The organism is Clostridium sp. AF27-5AA, assembly GCF_003478415.1.
GTDB classification, from domain to species: domain Bacteria; phylum Bacillota; class Clostridia; order Lachnospirales; family Lachnospiraceae; genus Otoolea; species Otoolea fessa.
Genome location: NZ_QUFH01000008.1, coordinates 110,795 through 130,963, shown reverse-complemented (window position 1 = coordinate 130,963; position 20,169 = coordinate 110,795). Strand labels below are relative to the sequence as shown.

Sequence of the window (20,169 nt, the reverse complement as noted above, 5' to 3'; positions counted from 1 at the left end):
GGCCAGATGCAGCCAGATCCCGGCTGCAACAGCCAAAAATCAATATTCGATTAACCGAAAATCAGCATGAAGAAACCTGCTGCTACGGCAGAACCGATAACACCTGCTACGTTTGGTCCCATAGCGTGCATCAGAAGGAAGTTGGTCGGATTCTCTTTTGCACCAACTGTCTGAGAAACGCGGGCAGCCATCGGTACAGCAGATACACCAGCGGAACCGATTAACGGGTTGATCTTGCCGCCGGTTACAGCGCACAGCACCTTACCAAGGAGAACACCTCCGATGGTAGCGAATGCGAATGCAAGAAGACCCATGCAAACGATAGCGATGGTCTGAACACGCAGGAAGATCTCGCCGTTTGCGGTCGCACCTACGGTAGTACCAAGCATGATAGTTACGATGTTGCACAGTGCGTTCTGAGCTGTATCAGAAAGACGCTCTGTAACACCAGATTCACGAAGCAGGTTACCAAGCATCAGCATACCAAGCAGCGGAGCTACGGACGGAAGAAGCAGGGAGCAGAACAGTACTACGAATACCGGGAATACGATCTTCTCAACCTTGCTTACCTTACGGAGCTGCTTCATAACGATGGAACGCTCTTTCTTAGTGGTAAGAAGCTTCATGATCGGCGGCTGAATCAGCGGAATCAGCGCCATGTAGGAGTAAGCGGCAACGGCGATCGGAGCAACCAGATCCGGTGCCAGGTTGTTAGCTACATAGATAGCGGTCGGACCGTCTGCACCACCGATGATACCGATAGCAGCTGCCTCACCTACTGTAAACAGACCAGTTGCGTTAGCCAGCATGAATGCAATGTAGATACCGAACTGAGCAGCTGCACCAAGCAGAAGGCTCACCGGGTTTGCAATCAGCGGACCAAAGTCTGTCATGGCACCTACTGCCATGAAGATCAGACACGGGAACAAACTGGACTTAACACCGCCGTAGATGATACGCAGAACACCTGCGGTATACCACGGCTCGCTTTCCTTCATCAGGTCAGCCAACGGCAGGTTTGCCAGGAACATACCAAATGCAATCGGAAGCAGAAGAAGCGGCTCGAACTGCTTTTTAATTGCCAGGTATAATAATACAAAAGCAATGAGAATCATTACACAGCTTCTCCAGGTCAATGCTGCGAAACCCGACTGTGCAAGAAGCTCTTTTAATATTTCAAAAAAGTTCATTACCTAACCTCCTAGTTCAGAGCAACCAGAGCAGCTCCTGTATCAACAGAATCGCCAGCCTTAACAAGGATCTTGCTGACTGTACCGTCTGCCGGAGCAACGATCTCAGTCTCCATTTTCATGGCTTCCATAATAACTACTACTTCGCCAAATTTAACTGCCTGTCCTTCAGATACCTTGATGTTCAGGATTTTACCTGGCATTGGAGCTTCTACGGTAGTTGCGCCCGCCGGAGCTGCTGCCTTCGGAGCCGGAGCTGCTGCCGGTGCCGGAGCTGGAGCCGGTGCTGCTGCAACTGGAGCCGGAGCCGGTGCTGCCGGTCTCTGTACCGGTGCGGATGCCGGAAGAACCGGAGCTGCCGGAGCTGCTACACCATTACGATCCAGAGATTTGTAAGCTTCTAATTTTTCTACTTCAACTTCGTATTTCTTTCCATTGATCGTAGCAACATATTTCATAATTCTTTACGTCCTTTCGAATGTTTATCATTACTGTTCACACATGTGTGCCCAGTAATGGGATTTTGCCGATGCTTTGTATTCCAAATCGGCAAAATCTGTTGCCTGAACTGTATCATACAGAATTTTCAGTTCCGAAAATTCCTTTTTGTAAACAGTTGCTATTTATCATAGTATCGTCTATTAGTTCAGGGTAACCAGTGCTGCACCTGTGTCAACGGCGTCGCCTGCCTTGACAAGAATCTGTGCTACTGTACCGTCTGCCGGAGCAACGATTTCAGTTTCCATCTTCATAGCTTCCATCACGATGACGGTCTCACCAAACTTAACTGCCTGTCCTGCAGATACTTTGATGTTCAGGATCTTACCTGGCATCGGAGCCTCTACGGTAGTTGCGCCTGCTGCCGGTGCTGCCGCCGGTGCCGGTGCTGCTGCCGGAGCTGGTGCTGCTGGTGCAGGTGCCGGTGCTGGTGCTGGTGCTGCCGGTGCTGCTACTGGAGCCGGTGCTGCTGCCGGAGCCTCGCCGTAACGCGGCATTGGCTCGTATGCATCGATTCTTTCAAGTTCTACTTCGTACTGTTTTCCATTGAGGGTAGCCGTATACTTCATAACTGCTCTAACCTTCCTTTCGATTTCCTTTCATTCCTGTTTCTCATTACTTAACTTCTGTCACGCTCAAGATCTTAAACTTGTCTGTCGGCAATCCGAGGTCATCCCCGATCGTTGCCATCAGCACGGCAAGTAATTCCTTATCAGCTTCATCCGACACAGCCGGTGCTGCTTTCTGTGCTGCGGCCGGGGCCTTAGCACCATCAGAAACAACGGAGCGGAGAATCTTGGAAATTACCATAATTGCCAGAGCCAGACAGATCAGAGCCAGGAAAACTACCGAAAGACCCAGCAGAGAAACGATAACTGACTGCCCGAAAGGCATAGTTGGTTCAGTCCACATTGTGCATTGCACCTCCTTATTTATTTTAGGTTCTGCTTTCTTTGTGAAAAATTATACTTATAAAATTCCACCAGTAAGATTCCGTATTGTGGAATGCATTCCATTTTTGAAAGCAATTTATAAGGGGCTTTTCCCCTTAACTGTAACAAGTGAAGCCACAGATTGACATGATCAGCTCACTTTACTTAAATTATAACAGTAACCCCCCTGATTGTCAACCAAGCCTTTCATAAATTATGCACAAAAAGCAGGGTGTTTTATTAGCAAAAACAACCTGCTTTTTATAGGTTATTACTACATTTTTCTACATTTTTCTTAATAACCCCCGGAAGAATCGCCAAGACCTCTCAAGCATTTTGCTCATATTCTAAAATGTATTCTGAAAGTCCCGTTCTCTCCTTTTTCCATCAGAACAAAGCCGCTTTTTTCTGTATTTTTTTATACATTTTCAAGAGTTGTTCTCGATTTATTTCGGAAGCTTGAAAGAGCTCTTCAGCGAAACAATCCGGTTGAAAACCGGTTTGCCCGGCTCGCTGTCGCGGCAGTCCACGCAGAAGTATCCATTGCGGACGAACTGAAAGCTCTCAAATGCTTTTGCCTCTTTCAGACCCGGCTCTAAGTAACACTCTTTCAGAACGCGCAGGGAATTCGGATTTAAGTTCAGCGTTCCATCTGCATTGAGTTTGCCCTTTTCCTCGTCTACCAGGTTCTCATAGAGACGTACTTCTGCTTTCAGTGCAGTCTGTGCTGCTACCCAGTGAATCGTACCTTTTACCTTTCTTGCATTGAAGCCGGAACCACTCTTCGTCTCTGGATCGTAGGTACAGTGAACAACCGTTACATTGCCGTCTGCATCTTTCTCGCATCCGGTGCAGGTAACAAAGTACGCGTTCATCAGGCGGACCTCATTGCCCGGGAAGAGACGGAAGTATTTCTTCGGTGGTTCTTCCATAAAGTCCTCGCGTTCGATGTAAAGTTCTCTGCCGAATGGAATCTTTCTGGAACCAAGTTCCTCGTTCTCCATATTGTTTGGTGCATCCAGCTCCTCGATCTGTCCTTCCGGATAGTTGTCGATAACAAGCTTGACCGGGTCAAGAATTGCCATCACACGGGACTTCTTTAATTTCAGATCCTCGCGCAGGCAGTACTCTAACATTGCACTGTCGATGGAATTATCTGCTTTGGAGACACCTGCCAGCTCTACAAAGCGGCGGATGGATTCCGGCGTGTAACCTCTGCGGCGCAGCGCTGCGATGGTTACCAGACGCGGGTCATCCCAGCCATCTACAATCTTATCTTCTACCAGTTTCTTGATATAACGTTTTCCGGTAATGACGTTGGTCAGATACATCTTCGCAAACTCAATCTGGCGCGGCGGGTTCTCAAACTCGCACTCTCTTACGACCCAGTCATAAAGCGGTCTGTGATCCTCAAATTCCAGCGTACAAATCGAATGCGTGATGTGCTCAATCGCATCCTCAATCGGATGAGCGAAATCGTACATCGGGTAAATGCACCATTTGTCCCCGGTGTTGTGATGATGCATATGGGCTACACGATAAATAACCGGATCACGCATATTGATGTTCGGGGATGCCATATCAATTTTCGCACGCAGTACCTTTTCGCCATCCGCATATTTGCCTTCTTTCATCTCCTCAAAGAGCTGTAAGTTTTCCTCGATGCTGCGGTTGCGGTACGGGCTTTCCTTACCAGGATTGTTAAAATCACCGCGGTACTCACGGATCTGATCAGCTGTCAGATCGCAGACGAATGCTTTTCCCTTTTTAATAAGAAGAACTGCACACTCATACATCTGCTGGAAATAGTTGGATGCAAAAAACAGGCGATCCTCAAAATCAGCGCCCAGCCATTTTACATCCTCGATGATCGACTCAACAAACTCTGTCTTCTCCTTCGTCGGGTTGGTGTCATCAAAACGGAGATTGAATTTTCCGTTGTATTCTTTTGCCAGTCCAGAGTTCAGAATAATCGATTTAGCGTGTCCAATATGAAGATATCCGTTCGGTTCCGGAGGAAATCTCGTCTGGACATGATCGTAAACGCCTTCTGCCAGATCTTTGTCAATCTCGCGCTCGATAAAGTTCTTGGAGACAGTCTCTTCCTTCTCCTCTCCCTCTGCCAATGGTTTTTTATTTTCTTCCATATACATTCCCTCCGTTGTTTCTTTTCGTAAATTGATACTGTTGTTTGAGTCAAATCAAACAGTTTTATTTTTTATCATATCACATTTTGGAGTTTTCGAAAAGGGGATATTTGCCCACAAAAAAGGAAGCGCCGCGGGAGGACACTTCCTTTTCTGATTTTCAATTTTTAAGCATCTTTATTATGGCAATTTAAGATGTCCTGCGTTCGCAGGTAATTCTACTTCTTCTTATTATATATGTGTTTTTATGCAATTCTACTTATGCGTTTGCAAGAGCCTCGCCCAGTGCCTCGCACTCAGCACCTGCTGTCTCGTCCGGCGTTGCGTTGCAGATTACCGGCTCGCAAGCCATGGTTACGCCCAGAGTCATGCAGTCGCTCTCCCAGGTACGCATCCACTCGCCGTCGCCCCATCCGTAAGAACCGAATAATGCAATCTTTTTGCCAGAGAGAACCGGGCTAACCTCGTCGAACATCGGCTGGAACTCAGACTCCTCTAACTGTTCAGCCCCCATGGACGGGCAGCCAAATGCGATTCTGTCATACTCGCCAGCTTTGTCAGCGCCAAACTCTGCGGAAGTAAATAAATCAGCCTCGCCGCCCGCTTTCTTAACGCCCTCTGCTACGTAATTTGCCATAGCCTCTGTGTTTCCCGTTCCGCTCCAGTATACAATTGCTACCTTGCTCATTTTTATTTCCTCCTTGTGAATAATTTACTTACTTAGATTTATTATGCGGCTTTTACAAGCTGAATAATCGGTGTCCCCTGACGGTATTTCTCCCGGCACACTTCCGTGCATTCCCGGTATGAATCAAACCGCCGTTTTGCTTCCTGCGGGTCGCCATACGTCTTCCAGTAACCGCTGCAGGTATAATTTTTTCCCTGATTTTCAATGAATCCAACAACATCCTCAAGCGGATACCCCAGGAAAATGCCAATCTCATGTGGAAAATCATGTTCCAGACAAAGCCGGTTGGAAAGCTGCCTCAAAAATCCATCGACCGTCTTCTTCATCTGGTAACCAGACTTTTTTAAAAAGTGCTGTACAGATATTTTACCCAGAATGAAGCGAAGCCATTCCTCGCGGTACACCAGAATCAGAAACGCGCCCGTCCGGCTGCACTCTTTAAGCGCCCGCACCTGAAGCCCCGACGGTTCCAGTTCCCGGTTCCAGAAATCAAGCGTTTCCAGGAGTTTATCACGGTTCTGCGGCTGATAGCGGAACAAGTTCGACGGTTTGATACCACGAAGAGTCGGCGCACACACCTCTACGAATACTTCTTCAAACAACCGTTCCATCTTTCTGCCTCCTAACTGCTTCTCTTAGTTAGCCATATCTACCTTTAGTTAGATATGGCTAACTATCTTTTAAAAAATAAAAGGCTTTTTCTGCCTTCTATTTTCCTTTTCGCAGGTTAGTCTCATCTAACTTCAATGAGACTATATCATGAATCACTTACCACGTCAAGCAAATTTTGTTCATTTTTGCTTACTGAGTTTTTTTATCAGTAACATCATTTTCTATCTTTTGGGACGATAAATAATCTCATTCACCGCATACACCGTCACAAATGCCTTCGGATCTGTTTTTAATATATACGGCATGAGCTGTGCATATTCGTTTTTATCTACGATCGTGATAATTTCCGTCTTCGGCTCATTGTCAAACGCGCCGAATCCCTGATAGATCGTCGCGCCGCTGTGAAGCGTATGCAGGATAAACTGGCGTATCTCTTCTTCTTTTTCCGAGATAATGCAAACTCTCTTTTTCAGATTCAGACCGAAAATAAAATGATCCAGCACAATTCCGTTTAAGTATGTGCCCAGAATGCCCAGCACCACCAGTTTTTTATCGCTAAAAAACACGGATGAGAGCGCCACACACATGCCTGGAAGCGCCATCGCTTTTCCCAGCTCCATATGGAAATATTTGTTTAAGAGCTTTGCCACGATGTCCAGACCGCCCGACGAGGCATTCATCCAGAACAAAAGAGCCAGACCAACGCTGACAACAAAGATATAGCAGACCGTATCCATCATCGCATCCTGGTTGATCGACACAAAATCCGGAAAAACCTGCTCAAACACCCACAGAAAAACCGGCAGAATCAGTGACGTATACACCGTCTTGACGCCGAACTCGCGTCCGATAAAGAGAAAGCCCACCACCAGAAGCGCCGCATTTAAAATAAAGGTCAGCACTGAAATCGGCAGCGGTATCACATTTCCCAAAAGCATCGCCAGACCGGAAATACTTCCCACCGATACACCGCTCGGAATCAGAAAGAAATAGACGGCTGCCGCCACGACAAAGGTCGCCGCTGTGATCATTGTGTACTCCCTGATTACGCGCATGGACTTTTTTTCCATAACTTAAAACCTCCTCATATTACAATTTCGCGCGAGCGCGCATCTTTGGCACGTTAGTGCCTTTTTGTGTAATAGAGAATTCCAAGGGATTTCCCATTATACAAAAAGACACATCGCGTCTGCAATGTGTCTTCGTAATGAGGCATCGGGGATTCGAACCCCGGACAACTTGATTAAAAGTCAAGTGCTCTACCGACTGAGCTAATACCCCATATTTAACTGGGCTAGTTGGATTCGGACCAACGAATGCAGGAGTCAAAGTCCTGTGCCTTACCGCTTGGCGATAGCCCATCAGCAAAAGATCCTTTTAAAAGGAAGGTGGATATAGGGATTCGAACCCTAGGCCTCCAGAGCCACAATCTGGCGCGCTAACCAACTGCGCTATATCCACCATAGGAATCTGTCGAAACAGATTCGACGAGCCTGAAGGGATTCGAACCCCCGACCCACGGCTTAGAAGGCCGTTGCTCTATCCAGCTGAGCTACAGACTCATATTCATTTTGCGATTCTGACCGTTTTATCCGGCACTGTAACCATTCCCGCATCTGACCTCTCAGCCAACTGCTTGTCTGTCTCATCGACAGCAAAGATAGTATATAACATTTGAAAAAGAATGTCAACAGGAAATTTCATATTTTTTAAAATAATTTCAAAAATTCATTTCTTTTGACTTTCCCCCTATTTTTCCACCTCTTCCTGCTCGTATGACAGGAAGTCCGCCAGAAATCCCTTTTCCCGCAGCGCTGCCTCGATCTCGTCGAGAATATCCTCCTGATCGGCAGCCACGTGATGGAAATGATAGCCCGATGTCACGTTTAAAAGCGGCGTGGAACGCCCAGTCCGGATATTTTCCACAAATGCCTCAACATCGCGGCGGCTGCGGATATTTAACGGCGCCGATACCTTTCCATAGATGCGGTGGTTGACCATGACATCCAGCACCTCGCCGCCCAGATCAACAATCGTATTCAGCTCTTCGCGCGTCTGCTCGGTCGTATGGCACATTTTAAAGAGGCGTTCCGTCTGGTGCGGCACCTCCAGCACATAACCGCGGGCAGTCGCAAGGACAGGGTGTCCCTCGGTACGCAGAAGCGCGATATCCTGCACCACCACCTGACGGCTCACGCCGACTGCCCGCCCCAGCGCCCCGCCGGAAAGCGGTGTGGATGACTGTCCCAGCATTTCCAGTATTTTCTTTCTCCGCTGTACTCCTGTCATCGTTGTTTCCATCCTGTTTTCCCTGTCCTTTCTTAGTTTTTAAATTTTTATAATGCCCGCAGATGTTTGAGGCTCAAATCCAGAATTGGTGCCGAGTGCGTCAGCGCGCCGCTGGACACATAATCTACGCCTAATTTCGTGATCGTTGCGATATTTTCCTTCGTCATATTTCCGGAACACTCCGTCTCGGCGCGTCCGTCGATGATGCGGATCGCCTCCGCCATCTCGTCCGGGGTCATATTATCCAGCATGATAATATCAGCGCCCGCTTCCACTGCCTCGCGCACCATATCGAGATTTTCCGTCTCCACCTCGATCTTGCGGACAAATGGGGCATATTTCTTCGCCGCCTCAACCGCCGCCTTAACTCCGCCGGCTGCGTCGATATGGTTATCCTTGAGCATCACGCCGTCCGATAAGTTGTAACGGTGGTTGCTGCCGCCGCCAACCTTGACCGCATATTTTTCAAATATACGCATACACGGGGTCGTCTTGCGCGTATCTAAAAGCGTCGTCTTCGTTCCTTCTAAGAGCTTCGCCACCTGATTCGTATAGGTCGCAATGCCGCTCATCCGCTGTAAATAGTTGAGCGCCGTCCGCTCGCCGGAAAGAAGCACCCGGATGTCGCCGGTGATCACGCCTAAAAACTGCCCTTTTGTGACGGTATCCCCGTCTTTTACCTCAAATTTTGTCTCGGTCGCCTCGTCCAGAAGTTTAAACACGCGCTCAAACACCTGTAAACCGGCGATAATACCGTCTGCCTTGGCTAAGAGTTGTACCTCGCCCTTACGGTATTCCGGCATGACCGCGTTCGTCGAAACGTCCTCACTGTTGATATCTTCCTTTAACGCCATGCGGATATACTCATCCGCAACAAGCTGCATCGTAATTGGATTCATACTCTTCGTCCTCCCGTCCGGCGATCTTGCCTGCCGCTCTCTCTGCAAATACAAGGCTTTCCAGCAGACTGTTGCTGGCAAGCCGGTTCTTTCCGTGTACGCCGTTGCAGCTCGTCTCACCAACCGCATACAGGTGGTCCATCGTCGTCTCGGAGAAATGATCGACATAGATACCGCCCATAAAATAATGCTGCGCCGGTACGACCGGAGCCGGTTCCTTCGTGATATCGTAGCCCTCTTTTAAGCACTCCTCATAAATGTGCGGAAAATGGTTCCGGATCGTCTCCTCCGGAACTGCCTTAAACGACAGCCATACATGATCGCTGCCCTCTTTTTCCATCTCCTTCTCGATCGCCTGCGTCACCACATCACGCGGCAGAAGCTCATCGACAAAGCGCTCGCCCTTTCCATTTAACAGAACTGCTCCCTCGCCGCGGGTCGATTCTGAAATCAGGAAGCTGCGTCCCGGCTTCTTGCTGTACAGGCTGGTCGGATGAATCTGGACATAATCGAGATGTTCCAGACGCACGCCGTGTTTCTTTGCCACATCCAGCCCATCACCTGTCAGGCTCGGGAAGTTCGTCGAATGCTTGTAAAGCCCGCCGATACCGCCGGTCGCCAGAACCGTGTCTTTCGCATGGAGCTTTAAAATATCGCCAGCTGCATTCTTTGCCAGAATGCCGGTGCAGATACCCTTTTCTACCAAAATATCCGTCATAACAGTATATTCCCGGATTTCTACATTCGGAAGTTCTTTTACACGCGTCTGCAGGGTCGTCGTGATCTCTTTTCCCGTGATGTCCTCATGGAAACAGATACGCGGCTGCGAATGCGCGCCCTCCTTTGTATATTTTAAACTGCCATCTGGATTTTTGTCAAACCCTACGCCTAATTTCAGCAGATTATTTATCACATCCCGGCTGGAGCGGATCATGATATCCACACTCTCCTTGCGGTTCTCGTAGTGTCCCGCGCGCATCGTGTCCTCAAAATACGCATCATAATCCGTCTCATCCCGCAGCACGCAGATACCTCCCTGCGCCAGCATGGAATCACAGCTCTCTATATCTTCCTTGCAAATCATTAAGATCCGGTCTTCCGACGGCAGGTTTAAAGCGGTGTACAGACCGCCTACGCCACACCCGACGATGACCACATCATAATTTTCCTCCCGGACCATTTTGTTGCCTTCCTTTCTATACCATACGTTTGCACTTATCTTTTTATCCTGCAGATAGTTCAGCCTTCAAATCGCAGAATACTATCTGCCACTCTATGCTCCTATCGCAAACAGAGTTCTCTTTCAATCCAAAACTTCATTTGTGCATCCGCACCAGTATAGCACATATTATTTCATGTGACAAGACATATGTAATGATATTTTGGTGATTCTGCAAAAACTAATTCTGCAAAAACTCATGTTTCATTGACAGCCCACCATAAATCCATTAAAATACCTACTATAATAAGGTTTTTGCCGAATTAAATTTAAACATATGAAGAGAAGGTATTTTCATGAAAATCAATCACGTACACGCAGTCTATTTCAGCCCGACCGGCAACGCGAAAAAGGTTGTTACCACGCTGGCGCAGGCGATCGCGGACACACTCGGCGTCCCGATGGATTCCTATGATTTCACGCTGCCGGAAAGCCGCGAAAAAGTTCATACATACGGGGCAGACGATCTGCTCGTCATCGGCACCCCGGTCTACGCGGGACGCATCCCGAACAAGATGCTCCCATTTGTACAGACCCATTTTGAGGGAAATGGCGCGCTCGCCATTCCGGTGGCTGTCTTCGGAAACCGTAACTTCGACAATGGGCTCATCGAGCTTCGCAATGAATTAGAGGCGCACGGCTTCCACACCATCGCAGGTGCCGGTATCCCGACCGAGCACGTATTCAGCGACAAGCTGGCAACCGGACGTCCAGATGCAGATGATCTCGCACAGATCCATGCATTCGGCATCAAAGCAGCCGAAAAGATCGCTTCCCTGACCGAAATCCCGGCTCCGATTGCCGTGCGCGGCGATGATCCGGTCGGACCATATTACACCCCGCTCGGCACCGACGGAAAACCGGCTGTCTTCCTGAAAGCCAAACCAGTCACCGATCCAGAAAAATGTACTGGCTGCGGCATCTGTGCAACGGTCTGTCCGATGGGCTCTATCCCGGCAGATGCACCGGACACCTGCACCGGTATCTGCATTAAATGTCAGGCGTGCATCAAGATCTGCCCGGCTGGCGCCAAATACTTCGACAATGAGGCCTTTCTGTCCCACGTCGCGATGCTGGAGCAGAACTATACACGCAGGAGTGAGGCGGAGTATTTTATTTAAAAAATATATTTTGACAAACGGCAGCTGCCAAACAGGAAGAGATACTTACTGTATCCACCTGTTTAGCAGCTGCCGTTTGATTTATATCTGTTCGATTTATACCTGTTTACAACGTTTCTGCGTCTTTATCATCACCGTTTTCTTTTAGTTTTTACGGTTCTCTTCTTCCTCCCGTCTGCCGCTCATCCATACATAAGCAGATGCGATCAGTCCGAGTGTCAGCATCAGAGCCGATGTGTTTACTCCGTCCTCTCCTGTCTTCGGAAGTCCCTGTGCAGGAATGTTTTCAATCGGCACTTCCGCCGGCTGTTCCGGAAGCACCGGTTCTTCGGTGACTGTCCCCGGTCCCGCAGAGGTTGTCTTCTTTCCGCCAGAACTGGAACCGCCGCCTCCATGACCGCCGTGGCTTCCGCCACCCCCATGATCCGGGGTTGGATCTGGCTTCGGAGCTGTCTTTCCGTTGACAAAGTTTACTTTCAGGGTTTCGCCGCCTTTGATTGCGCCCATATAAACCACAGCGCTCTCCACGCCGGTGGCCGGGTTAATCACACTGCTTACCCCTTTTTCGGCTGTCATCTGCTGATACGATTCTTCATCGCAGATCACATAAATATTGGAATCCACCTTATATCCATCTGGCGCCGCCTTTTCCTGAAGGTAATAGACCACTCCCTCTAAAAGTGCATAATCAATATTCAGGGTTCCGTTGGTCGTCGAGACGGTATAATTTAACTCTTTATTGTCCGGATCGTACTCAACCCAGCCATAATATCCATCTTTTACCAGTTTCTGGCTCTTCGTCCCATCTTCATTTTCTACCGTTTCGTAGACCGGATCCACATAAACACAGTATTTTGTCACATCCGTTGTCTTCTGATTTCCCTGTTCATCTGTCTCCGTCTTGCTGTCTATATACCAGAGATAGAACGAAGTCTGCCCCTCGCCCTCGTCGTCTCCGAGCTGGTTGCCATCCGTATCTACCTTGGTCAGGTTGAAGGTGCCATCCTGCTGTTTGAGAACCATGGAACTGTACCAGTTCCAGGCGGAATTCTGATAATTGTTATCTGCACGTTCGCCATCGATATTGGTTGCCATGGTAAATGCAACCCAAGTAGCTTCTTCCGATGAGACGCCCGATTTTAAGAGTGCATTAAAATATGCATTTGCCTTATCCCATGCACCATCCGTTTCATTTAACTTATCCGCCATATAATCGCCGATCGTCATCTCACACCCATCCGTCGCCCAATTTCCATGACTATGACCGTGACCCAGATTTTCATTTTCCAGGAATTTTTTCATATCCCCCTGGCTGCCGACATTGAAGCTGAAAATATTCTGATAAAAATTATCATACTGACTGCTGGAATGAAGCAGCATCGGATCTAGAGAAGCCAAGGAAGAATTTCCGCTCTCTCCCGCTCGCGTTAGTTCATTTGCCGCTGCTTCATTCTTGGAAAGCAGTTCCTCGATCGTCGTGTAGGAAGTTCCCCCTTTCTCGTTGTAGTATTTAAGAACTTCTTTTTCTAGTGTCGTGTTATTTTTAGAAAGATATTGATTCAAGGCATCCTGAATTTTATATTTTGATGCCCGGATTGCATCAATCTCACCGCCACGCACCCACGGAGCATAATATTTACTTCCATCTGCCTTGATCGCATAATTGTTTTTTCCGCTGGACGGAATTGATTGTACAACATACTTTCCAGAACCTTTTGGTTGTTCTTCCACCTGTGCTTCATTAAAATCGCAATAATAGCAATCATATTTTTCTGAATACAGATAATATTTTTTTCCAATCTTATAAACCGGATCTCCAACATTAATATCGTTTTTCGTTAATTTGATATAGGATGTCGTTAAATTTCCGTTCTTATCAATTCCGTACTGGCGCTGAGATTGCGTGTCTTTCAATGCCTCATCAATCAGATTTTCAATAACTCCTGTTGTGCTGGAATTCTTTATATCATACTTGGGAGAAAGAAATCCCTTCGTATAATCTTCCGGCAGCTCCTGTCCGTCAAATCCAATGACTCCTGTCTGATCCTGATTGCTCATGTCCGGTGTCGATACGATAAAGCTGTTATTTTTATACACATATGTATGTTTGGAACCGTTGGTAATATAAACATCAAATACCATTGTACATCCCGGTTCCTCATACGGACAGACTGTTCCATTTTTTATATTATAGCTATATTCAACTCCATTGAAAACCTGACGGATCGTATTTTGTCCGTAATACTGTGCATTTTCCAGCTCGTCCGCACCTTCTTTAGTCTGGAACCACTGTTCAAACTGCTTCTTTCCAGCCGCATTGATCTCTTCCATCACCTTGCTCAGCTCAATCGTCTGGTCACCCTTGGCATCTTCTTTGATATTAAAGGTTACCTTAAATTTTCCAGTTTCTTTATCATAAAAATATTCATAATCCTTCTCTTCCGGTAAAACAGGTTTTACCTCTGTCTCCTGGCTGCCGCCCGTCTGGTTTCCGGAATTATCCACATTTTCCTGTCCATTCTGAGAATTAGAATCTCCGGCTGCTCCCGACGCCGAACCTGCAGAGCCTGTACCGGAATTGGCATCCGATTCGTTCTTTTTCGAGTCGGACGGCGCACCCGGAATAATTTCTACCGTGTCAGACTGAGATGGGCGTTCGATCGAATCGTATGGATTATCCGTCTGTTCACCCGACGGATTCTGACCGTTTTCTTTCCCTGTCTGGCTGTTTCCATTTTCATTCACAGAACCCACAGTTCCGGCTTCATTTCCTTCACCAGCTCCATCTGAGCCCTCATCTCCAGAAACATCCGCTACCGTAGAACCATCCTGCACTCCAACAGTATCTTTCCCAGCAATATTCTCTGCCTGTTTTCCAGTACCAAATACTTCTTTCTCCATCCACTTATCCAGATCGACTTTCTCCTGCGTTCCCGCTGTGTCCACACTTTCTTTGACAACTGCCGCATCATCCGCATAAGCAGTCGCCGTACCGAAGGAACTAAACGACAGCATCAGCGCCAGCAATACTGCTATCGGACGGCGCATCTGATTTTTATACTTCCGTCTCCGGCTCCTTCCCCTGATTTTTCTCTCTTCCATCCCTTTACCTCCCTTGATAGATCTATTTCCAGATGCAGTAGCGTATAAACATTTCTTTCCGGTCCGTTTCCATGTTATGTCTTTCTGTCTATCCAGTTACTGCATCATGGTAACGCATTTTGTTTTTCCACATCTGGGACATTCCCCATCTTATTCTGCGTTACTGTTCACGCATACGTGCCCAGTAACGGAATTTGCCGTGGCTTCGCATTTAAATACGGTAAATTCCTGCTGCCACCACGTTTTCTTACGGCACTTTCGGTTCCAAAAGTGCCTACCCGTGAATCGTTACTATTCTGCCGATTCATACGCATATAGAATTGTCCGGGCATTGTTAAATTCATAGCTGCATGTCACAAATGAATACAAACGCACGATCGTCCCCTCGATCGGCGCGGACGCGCTCGCGCCCGCTGTCATCTGCTGAATATATGACGCAAATTCTTCTCCCGATGCAAACTCCGTTTTCCGTCGGATCGCATCCGGCGATGTGCAGACAGCCGCCAGGGCTTTTAAATGAATCTCCCGCTCCGGCGTATAAAGAATGATTTCTGAATGCTGATCGAAATAGCCCTGATCCTTGTATCTGGAAATGTCCTTAAACATACTTCCATTCTTCATGTGATGGCCGTACAGCACGTTATGCAGGGACGAAAAATCTGCCCGATCGGCATAGTCCAGAAAAATCGTGCCCGCCGTGCTCTTCTGCCCGTTCAGGTCACGGTGCAGGTAATAATCATTGTCCTTCCCCTGAACCACCGGATAATTGATCTGAGTTCCCGGAATCTGAATCCAGGCAACGACGTCCGGATTCTGGAAATCCAGCGCTGAAAAATCAATTGCTGACACATATTCTGTCTCCTTTATTGCATTCGTCTCACCTATCTCATTTTCCACTTCTGGCACTTTTTTCTCCGGCATTGTTTCTCCCGTCGTCCCTGCTTCTGACATTCCCACAACCTGGGCAGTCAACTCTTCCTGCGCCTTCTCCTGACGCATTTCATCCCATTTATGCATTGCCACCCCCGCTGTACCGAACGCCAGACAGATGACAGCTATCACAGCCGCTGCTTTCCGTGTCCACTTTTGCATCGATCCCTCCATCTTTGCCCGTGAAACGTTCTGCGCCTTTATTTATTAAGCAAATTATATATTTTTATAAATGATGTATTAATTTGCATACAAAACGAAACAGATAACAGCATAGTTTTAGGACAGCGCCATTTTTTCTGGCGCCGCCCTAAAAACCTGCTCTTATAACCGGGCAATTTTTATTTTTCTATATCTTGTCTTACTCTTCCGTCTTTTTTCTGCCCGTCATTATTACATAAGCTGCTGCCATCATTCCAATTGCCAGCAGAGCCATCGGCACATCCATCCGATCCGTATCCCCGGTCTTCGGAAGTCCTTCTGCCGGTACAACCGGCTGAGGTTCTGGTACAACCGGCGTAACCGGTTCCGTCGGCTGGGCTGCCGGTCCCGACGCGGTTGTAGTCGAAGACTTTTTACTGCCAGAACTACTTCCGCCTCCGTGACCGCCGTGGCTTCCGCCTCCGTTATTGCCTGGATTCGGGGTCGGGGTAGGATCAGATCCCGGTTCCTGGCTTCCATGTTCTACCACATATGATACGGTCGGCTTCGGGAATTCTTCTGGCCGATACTCATTTCCACGGCTGTCTACCGGATACAGGACCGCCTCCTGATTGGTATAGAGCCCTTCATAGTGCTGGCTGCCGTCCCGGTCATATTTTCCATAGGTTCCATCCGCCGTCTTTGGGTTTATCAGTTTTACGGTATAGGTCAGCTGCACCGGTGCAAAGTTTGAAACTGGTTCATTTATATACCAGGTAAACATCTCTGTCTCTGCCTTATTTCCCGCGTCATATACCACTTTAAAACGATAATTCTGCGGTCCCGGTTCTCCGTCTCCAAAATACCAGGTGTTGCCCTCCTGATACATAGAAAGCGCTTTTCCCCCTACTGTCAGCTGGTCTAAGTGATCGAAATCAAAGTTATAATCCTCTTTCACATAGCCCATATAATCTTTCACAACAGAACCTTTATCAACGGCATACAAAATATCATTTTCTATACTTTCAAATGAAACCTGCTTTCCATTCGCGAGGTACCGCATGAAACTCATTCCCCACTCATAGTTACTTGCCGTTCCGGGCGGCGTAATCGGCATCGCATAGCAGTGATATCCTTCCGAAGCTGCCTGTGCGTACGCCTCGTATGAAAGGTATAATGCCTTATCGATCGAATTCACATAATTTCCTGCTTCCTCCACCGGTGTAATAAGCGATGCATCCGGTTCCGTTCCATATGGATAGTCGTGTGTATCCTTCTGCTCTGAAAGTCTGGCTCCTATGCCGGTCAGCCATGCATTCCAGTCCGTCGGTGCCTGATTATTTCCATACTTGGATTTCCAGTTATCCGGTCCTGCAAAATGTTTCGGAGAATCTGCCATAAATCCCCAGGCAACCGCCGTCGGATTCTCATTAAACATATAGGTAATACCATCACTGACAACTACCAGTGTCTTGCGTTCATCTGCCACTCCTGTATCCTGGTCTAACATTGATTTACCCGCTAAAATACCTGCGTGAAGATTGGTTCCACTCTTAATTTCCTGACAAATGGCTGCTTCAATCGCCTCATATTGGGTCTCCAAATCCATAAATCCATCCGTATGGGCTTCCTTGTTAAAGAGCACTACTCCCACTTTGACCTTTGCTCCCTTTTCCTGCACTTCTTTCTTGAGGTTCTGAAGCATTTCCAATGCCTGCTCTTTCAGTCCCATGCTGGTTGATTTATCTAAGACAAGCACCACATCACTTACCAGCTGCTCCTCCGCTGACGGCAAGGACAAAGCCACTTGAGACTTAAAATTTTCATCCAGCTGTTCCGCTGTCTTCGATTTAGAAGTTCCTCCCTCTGGAATCGTCGGAAGTTCTCCTCCCGGAATCGTATATGATACAGTCGGTTTCGAAAATACTTCCGTTTTTCCTTTTTCCTGATCGCTTCCAACCGGATGCAGCACTGCTTTCTGGTTCGTATAAAGTCCATCATACTCTTCGCTTCCGTCTTCATCGTACCGTCCATACGATTCTCCTGGATTGTTCTTCGGATTTACCAGTTTTACCGTATAGGTCAGCTGCACCGGTTCATTATTTTTTACCGCCTCATTCATCGTCCAGATGAAATGTTCTCCGCCTTCCTTATCCGACGGATCGTATTCCACCTTAAAACGATACTGAGCTGCATTCACGTCTTCATTTCCAAAATAAACGGTATTTCCATCTTTCCATTTGGAAAGCTCCCTGCCGCCAACAGTCAGACGGTCGATGCTCTTTAAGTCAAAATTGTAGTCATCCTTGACCCAACCCATATAATCTTCCACCATCGAGCCCCGATCGACGGCATAAAGGATGTCATTTTTGATATCTTCAAAACTTACCGTTTTTCCGTCTGCCAGATATTTCACAAAGCTCGGTCCCCATGGATAGCTTTCACCAGCAGATGAACCAATCGGCATCGCATAGCAGTGATACTGTTCCTTCGCCGCTTCCAGATATGCCTCATAGGAAAGATAGAGTGCTTTATCAACGCTATTGGCACGTTCTTTTCCTTCACCAGGTGGGGTACATGGCGTTAAATCTCCTTGCTCATATGGATGGTCAAATTCATCGCCCTGTGCATCCATCTGCGCTTTGATTGTACCCAGGCGCTCGTTCCACTCATCCTCCGATAATGCTTTATTATTCCCATATTTAAGAATCCAGTTATCCGGTCCCGCCCAGGAATGTTCTGAACCATCATTCTCAAATCCCCAGGCAACCGCCGTCGGTTTTTCCCCAAAAATATAGGTAATGCCATCGCTTAAAAGCACCAGGCTCTTTCTTCCTGCTGCCACCTGCGTATCCTCATCCAGCATTTTCTTACCTGCAAGGATTCCAGCCGAAAGATTCGTTCCGCTGCTAATATTCTCACGGATCGCTGCCGCAATCGTATCATACTGGGTTTCCAAATCCATAAAGTCAGACTTATGCGCTTCTTTATTAAAAATAACGACTCCAACCTTTACTTTTGCGCCATTTTTCTTTGCCTGCGCCTGCAGCTCCTTAAGCATCTCTAACGCCTCATTTTCCAGCTGCACGCTGGTAGATTTATCCAGCACAAACACAATGTCATTTTCCAGTTTTTCCTCCGCTGACGGAAGGGAAAGTGTTACCTGGGATTCAAAGTTTTCGTCCAGATTGGTAGCTTTTTTAGACTTCGAAATCTGCCAGTCTGGAATTTCTTCCACTTCCACTGCCGACAAAACAGCTCCGTCTGTCAGACCAAGCTCCATCGCGGAAGTTACAAATGCGGCTGCGGATGCATTCTTAATGCCTACCGTTTCATATGAATCCCCCAGAATGCGTTCGAAATTGTCTTCTTCTGCTTCGTCGCCTACAATCGCCTTATTTTTTTCGTTTTCATCGTTCTCGTTCTCTTCTTCTTTTGCATCAGACGGAGATGCCATTGCAGCTGAAGTCAAAAACATCGAAAAATGAGCCGAACGTGATACCTGAACTGAACCTTCGTCCTGGGCGCTGTCATTTTCTGAATCCGATGTATCTGCATCGGATGTATCTGTTTCGAACGCATCCATGTCTGCTTTTTCATTCTCGTTCTCAGAATCCGGTTCCGATAAATCTTTCTTGTCATCCGCTGCTTCCGATTCTTCTTTTATTTGATTGTTACCTGTATCTGAAGCATTTTCCTGCTCCTTTACATCGTCCTCCAGAGCCGTATCCTCTTCTGTGATATCTTCACTTCCTGCCGGAACTGCACTTTCCGGTTCTTTTACCTCATTTTCTATCTCGGTCGGAACCGCTTCCTCTGTCTCCAGCTCAACCTGCTTTTTTACTTCACCAAATGGCGCAACCGTCATCCATGCGCTGGCTCTTCCATCCACCAGAATCCGTCCGGTGCGCTCTTTTGAAGAAGAATTGGTCATCAGGAAAATAATTTCTTCATTTCCGCTGATCGTATACTGATCCATGTCCTCTTCATCCTCTAAGCGGGCATACATTTTCAAAGTAAGCCGGTCGTTTTTCTTCTCGAAATCTGGATGCAGTTCATATAGATTTCCTTCTTCAAACAGTCCCTCGTAGGTTTCTGCCTCATCGCCGGAAAACGTAAATGCATCCTCTTTTACTGTCTTTCCTTTTTTAGCAGCATCCCGGATTGCCTGCCTGAGGACTTCTTTTTCCAATGAAAATTCCTGTCTTTCATCCCCTCCTTCGGATGTGGCAGCTGCAAATGCGGCTGTATTTGCCACGCTTGTGCTCAACATACTGCTGCACAAAAGCACTGACATGAAACGCCTTGACTGACGCCCAAACCAGCCTTGACTGTAACTTTTCCCCTTTTTCTTCGTTTTTTTCATTCTTTTTGCCTCCCGTCTTATCATCAACACAGGTC

General features: G+C 47.5%; 15 protein-coding genes and 4 tRNA genes. 1 reads left to right on the top strand and 18 read right to left on the bottom strand.

Annotation, left to right across the window (positions count from 1 at the left end):
* Window positions 1-50: 50 nt before the first annotated feature.
* The 15 genes from DWY89_RS09650 to DWY89_RS09580 all read right to left on the bottom strand — a co-directional run bounded on the left by DWY89_RS09650 (window position 51) and on the right by DWY89_RS09580 (window position 10,435).
* Window positions 51-1,190, bottom strand: a complete 1,140-nt coding sequence (locus tag DWY89_RS09650; RefSeq protein ID WP_117796388.1) for a sodium ion-translocating decarboxylase subunit beta — start codon at window positions 1,188-1,190, stop codon at window positions 51-53.
* Window positions 1,191-1,201: 11 nt separating this feature from the next.
* Window positions 1,202-1,648, bottom strand: a complete 447-nt coding sequence (locus DWY89_RS09645; protein WP_117796387.1) for a biotin/lipoyl-containing protein — start codon at window positions 1,646-1,648, stop codon at window positions 1,202-1,204.
* 183 nt (window positions 1,649-1,831) lie between these two features.
* A complete protein-coding gene (locus tag DWY89_RS09640; RefSeq protein WP_118524038.1) occupies window positions 1,832-2,257 on the bottom strand; it encodes an acetyl-CoA carboxylase biotin carboxyl carrier protein subunit in 426 nt (141 codons plus the stop codon).
* Between the two features lie 46 nt (window positions 2,258-2,303).
* Complete coding sequence (locus tag DWY89_RS09635; protein WP_022359955.1) at window positions 2,304-2,600, bottom strand: OadG family protein; 297 nt, start codon at window positions 2,598-2,600, stop codon at window positions 2,304-2,306.
* A gap of 466 nt (window positions 2,601-3,066) precedes the next feature.
* A complete protein-coding gene (locus DWY89_RS09630) occupies window positions 3,067-4,767 on the bottom strand; it encodes a glutamine--tRNA ligase/YqeY domain fusion protein (protein WP_118524627.1) in 1,701 nt (566 codons plus the stop codon).
* A gap of 259 nt (window positions 4,768-5,026) precedes the next feature.
* Window positions 5,027-5,455 (bottom strand): flavodoxin, encoded by a 429-nt coding sequence (locus tag DWY89_RS09625; RefSeq protein ID WP_118481811.1) that lies wholly within the window; start codon window positions 5,453-5,455, stop codon window positions 5,027-5,029.
* A gap of 41 nt (window positions 5,456-5,496) precedes the next feature.
* Entirely contained in the window at window positions 5,497-6,066 is a 570-nt protein-coding gene (locus DWY89_RS09620) for a DUF3793 family protein (protein ID WP_118524039.1), read from the bottom strand.
* Between the two features lie 222 nt (window positions 6,067-6,288).
* Window positions 6,289-7,137 carry a YitT family protein gene (locus tag DWY89_RS09615; RefSeq protein WP_118524626.1) on the bottom strand — a complete coding sequence of 283 codons (849 nt, stop codon included), beginning with the start codon at window positions 7,135-7,137 and terminating at the stop codon, window positions 6,289-6,291.
* Window positions 7,138-7,275: 138 nt separating this feature from the next.
* A tRNA-Lys gene (locus DWY89_RS09610) sits at window positions 7,276-7,348 on the bottom strand.
* Window positions 7,349-7,356: 8 nt separating this feature from the next.
* A tRNA-Gln gene (locus DWY89_RS09605) sits at window positions 7,357-7,428 on the bottom strand.
* Between the two features lie 26 nt (window positions 7,429-7,454).
* Window positions 7,455-7,528 (bottom strand) — tRNA-His (locus DWY89_RS09600).
* A 27-nt stretch (window positions 7,529-7,555) separates the two neighbouring features.
* Window positions 7,556-7,629: transfer RNA gene (locus DWY89_RS09595), tRNA-Arg, on the bottom strand.
* 187 nt (window positions 7,630-7,816) lie between these two features.
* Window positions 7,817-8,356 (bottom strand): transcription repressor NadR, encoded by a 540-nt coding sequence (locus DWY89_RS09590; RefSeq protein ID WP_347474717.1) that lies wholly within the window; start codon window positions 8,354-8,356, stop codon window positions 7,817-7,819.
* 47 nt (window positions 8,357-8,403) lie between these two features.
* The gene (nadC, locus tag DWY89_RS09585; protein ID WP_118524040.1) at window positions 8,404-9,255 is read right to left on the bottom strand and encodes a carboxylating nicotinate-nucleotide diphosphorylase; all 852 of its coding nucleotides are present in this window, start codon (window positions 9,253-9,255) and stop codon (window positions 8,404-8,406) included.
* Window positions 9,221-10,435: an L-aspartate oxidase gene (locus DWY89_RS09580; protein ID WP_118524624.1), complete on the bottom strand. Its 1,215-nt coding sequence runs from the start codon at window positions 10,433-10,435 to the stop codon at window positions 9,221-9,223. Before DWY89_RS09580 ends, nadC begins: the two co-directional genes overlap by 35 nt.
* Window positions 10,436-10,770: 335 nt before the next feature.
* On the opposite strand from DWY89_RS09580, the gene DWY89_RS09575 reads away from it, so the two are divergent.
* The gene (locus DWY89_RS09575; protein WP_118524041.1) at window positions 10,771-11,595 is read left to right on the top strand and encodes an EFR1 family ferrodoxin; all 825 of its coding nucleotides are present in this window, start codon (window positions 10,771-10,773) and stop codon (window positions 11,593-11,595) included.
* Window positions 11,596-11,739: 144 nt separating this feature from the next.
* Here DWY89_RS09575 and DWY89_RS09570 read toward each other — a convergent pair whose 3' ends face one another.
* From DWY89_RS09570 to DWY89_RS09560, 3 genes are all read right to left on the bottom strand, one after another.
* On the bottom strand, window positions 11,740-14,697 hold the full coding sequence (locus DWY89_RS09570) for a hypothetical protein (protein WP_118524042.1): 2,958 nt from the start codon (window positions 14,695-14,697) through the stop codon (window positions 11,740-11,742).
* Window positions 14,698-14,988: 291 nt separating this feature from the next.
* Complete coding sequence (srtB, locus tag DWY89_RS09565; RefSeq protein ID WP_182434558.1) at window positions 14,989-15,789, bottom strand: class B sortase; 801 nt, start codon at window positions 15,787-15,789, stop codon at window positions 14,989-14,991.
* A gap of 199 nt (window positions 15,790-15,988) precedes the next feature.
* Entirely contained in the window at window positions 15,989-20,134 is a 4,146-nt protein-coding gene (locus DWY89_RS09560) for a vWA domain-containing protein (protein ID WP_182434556.1), read from the bottom strand.
* Window positions 20,135-20,169 lie beyond the last annotated feature (35 nt).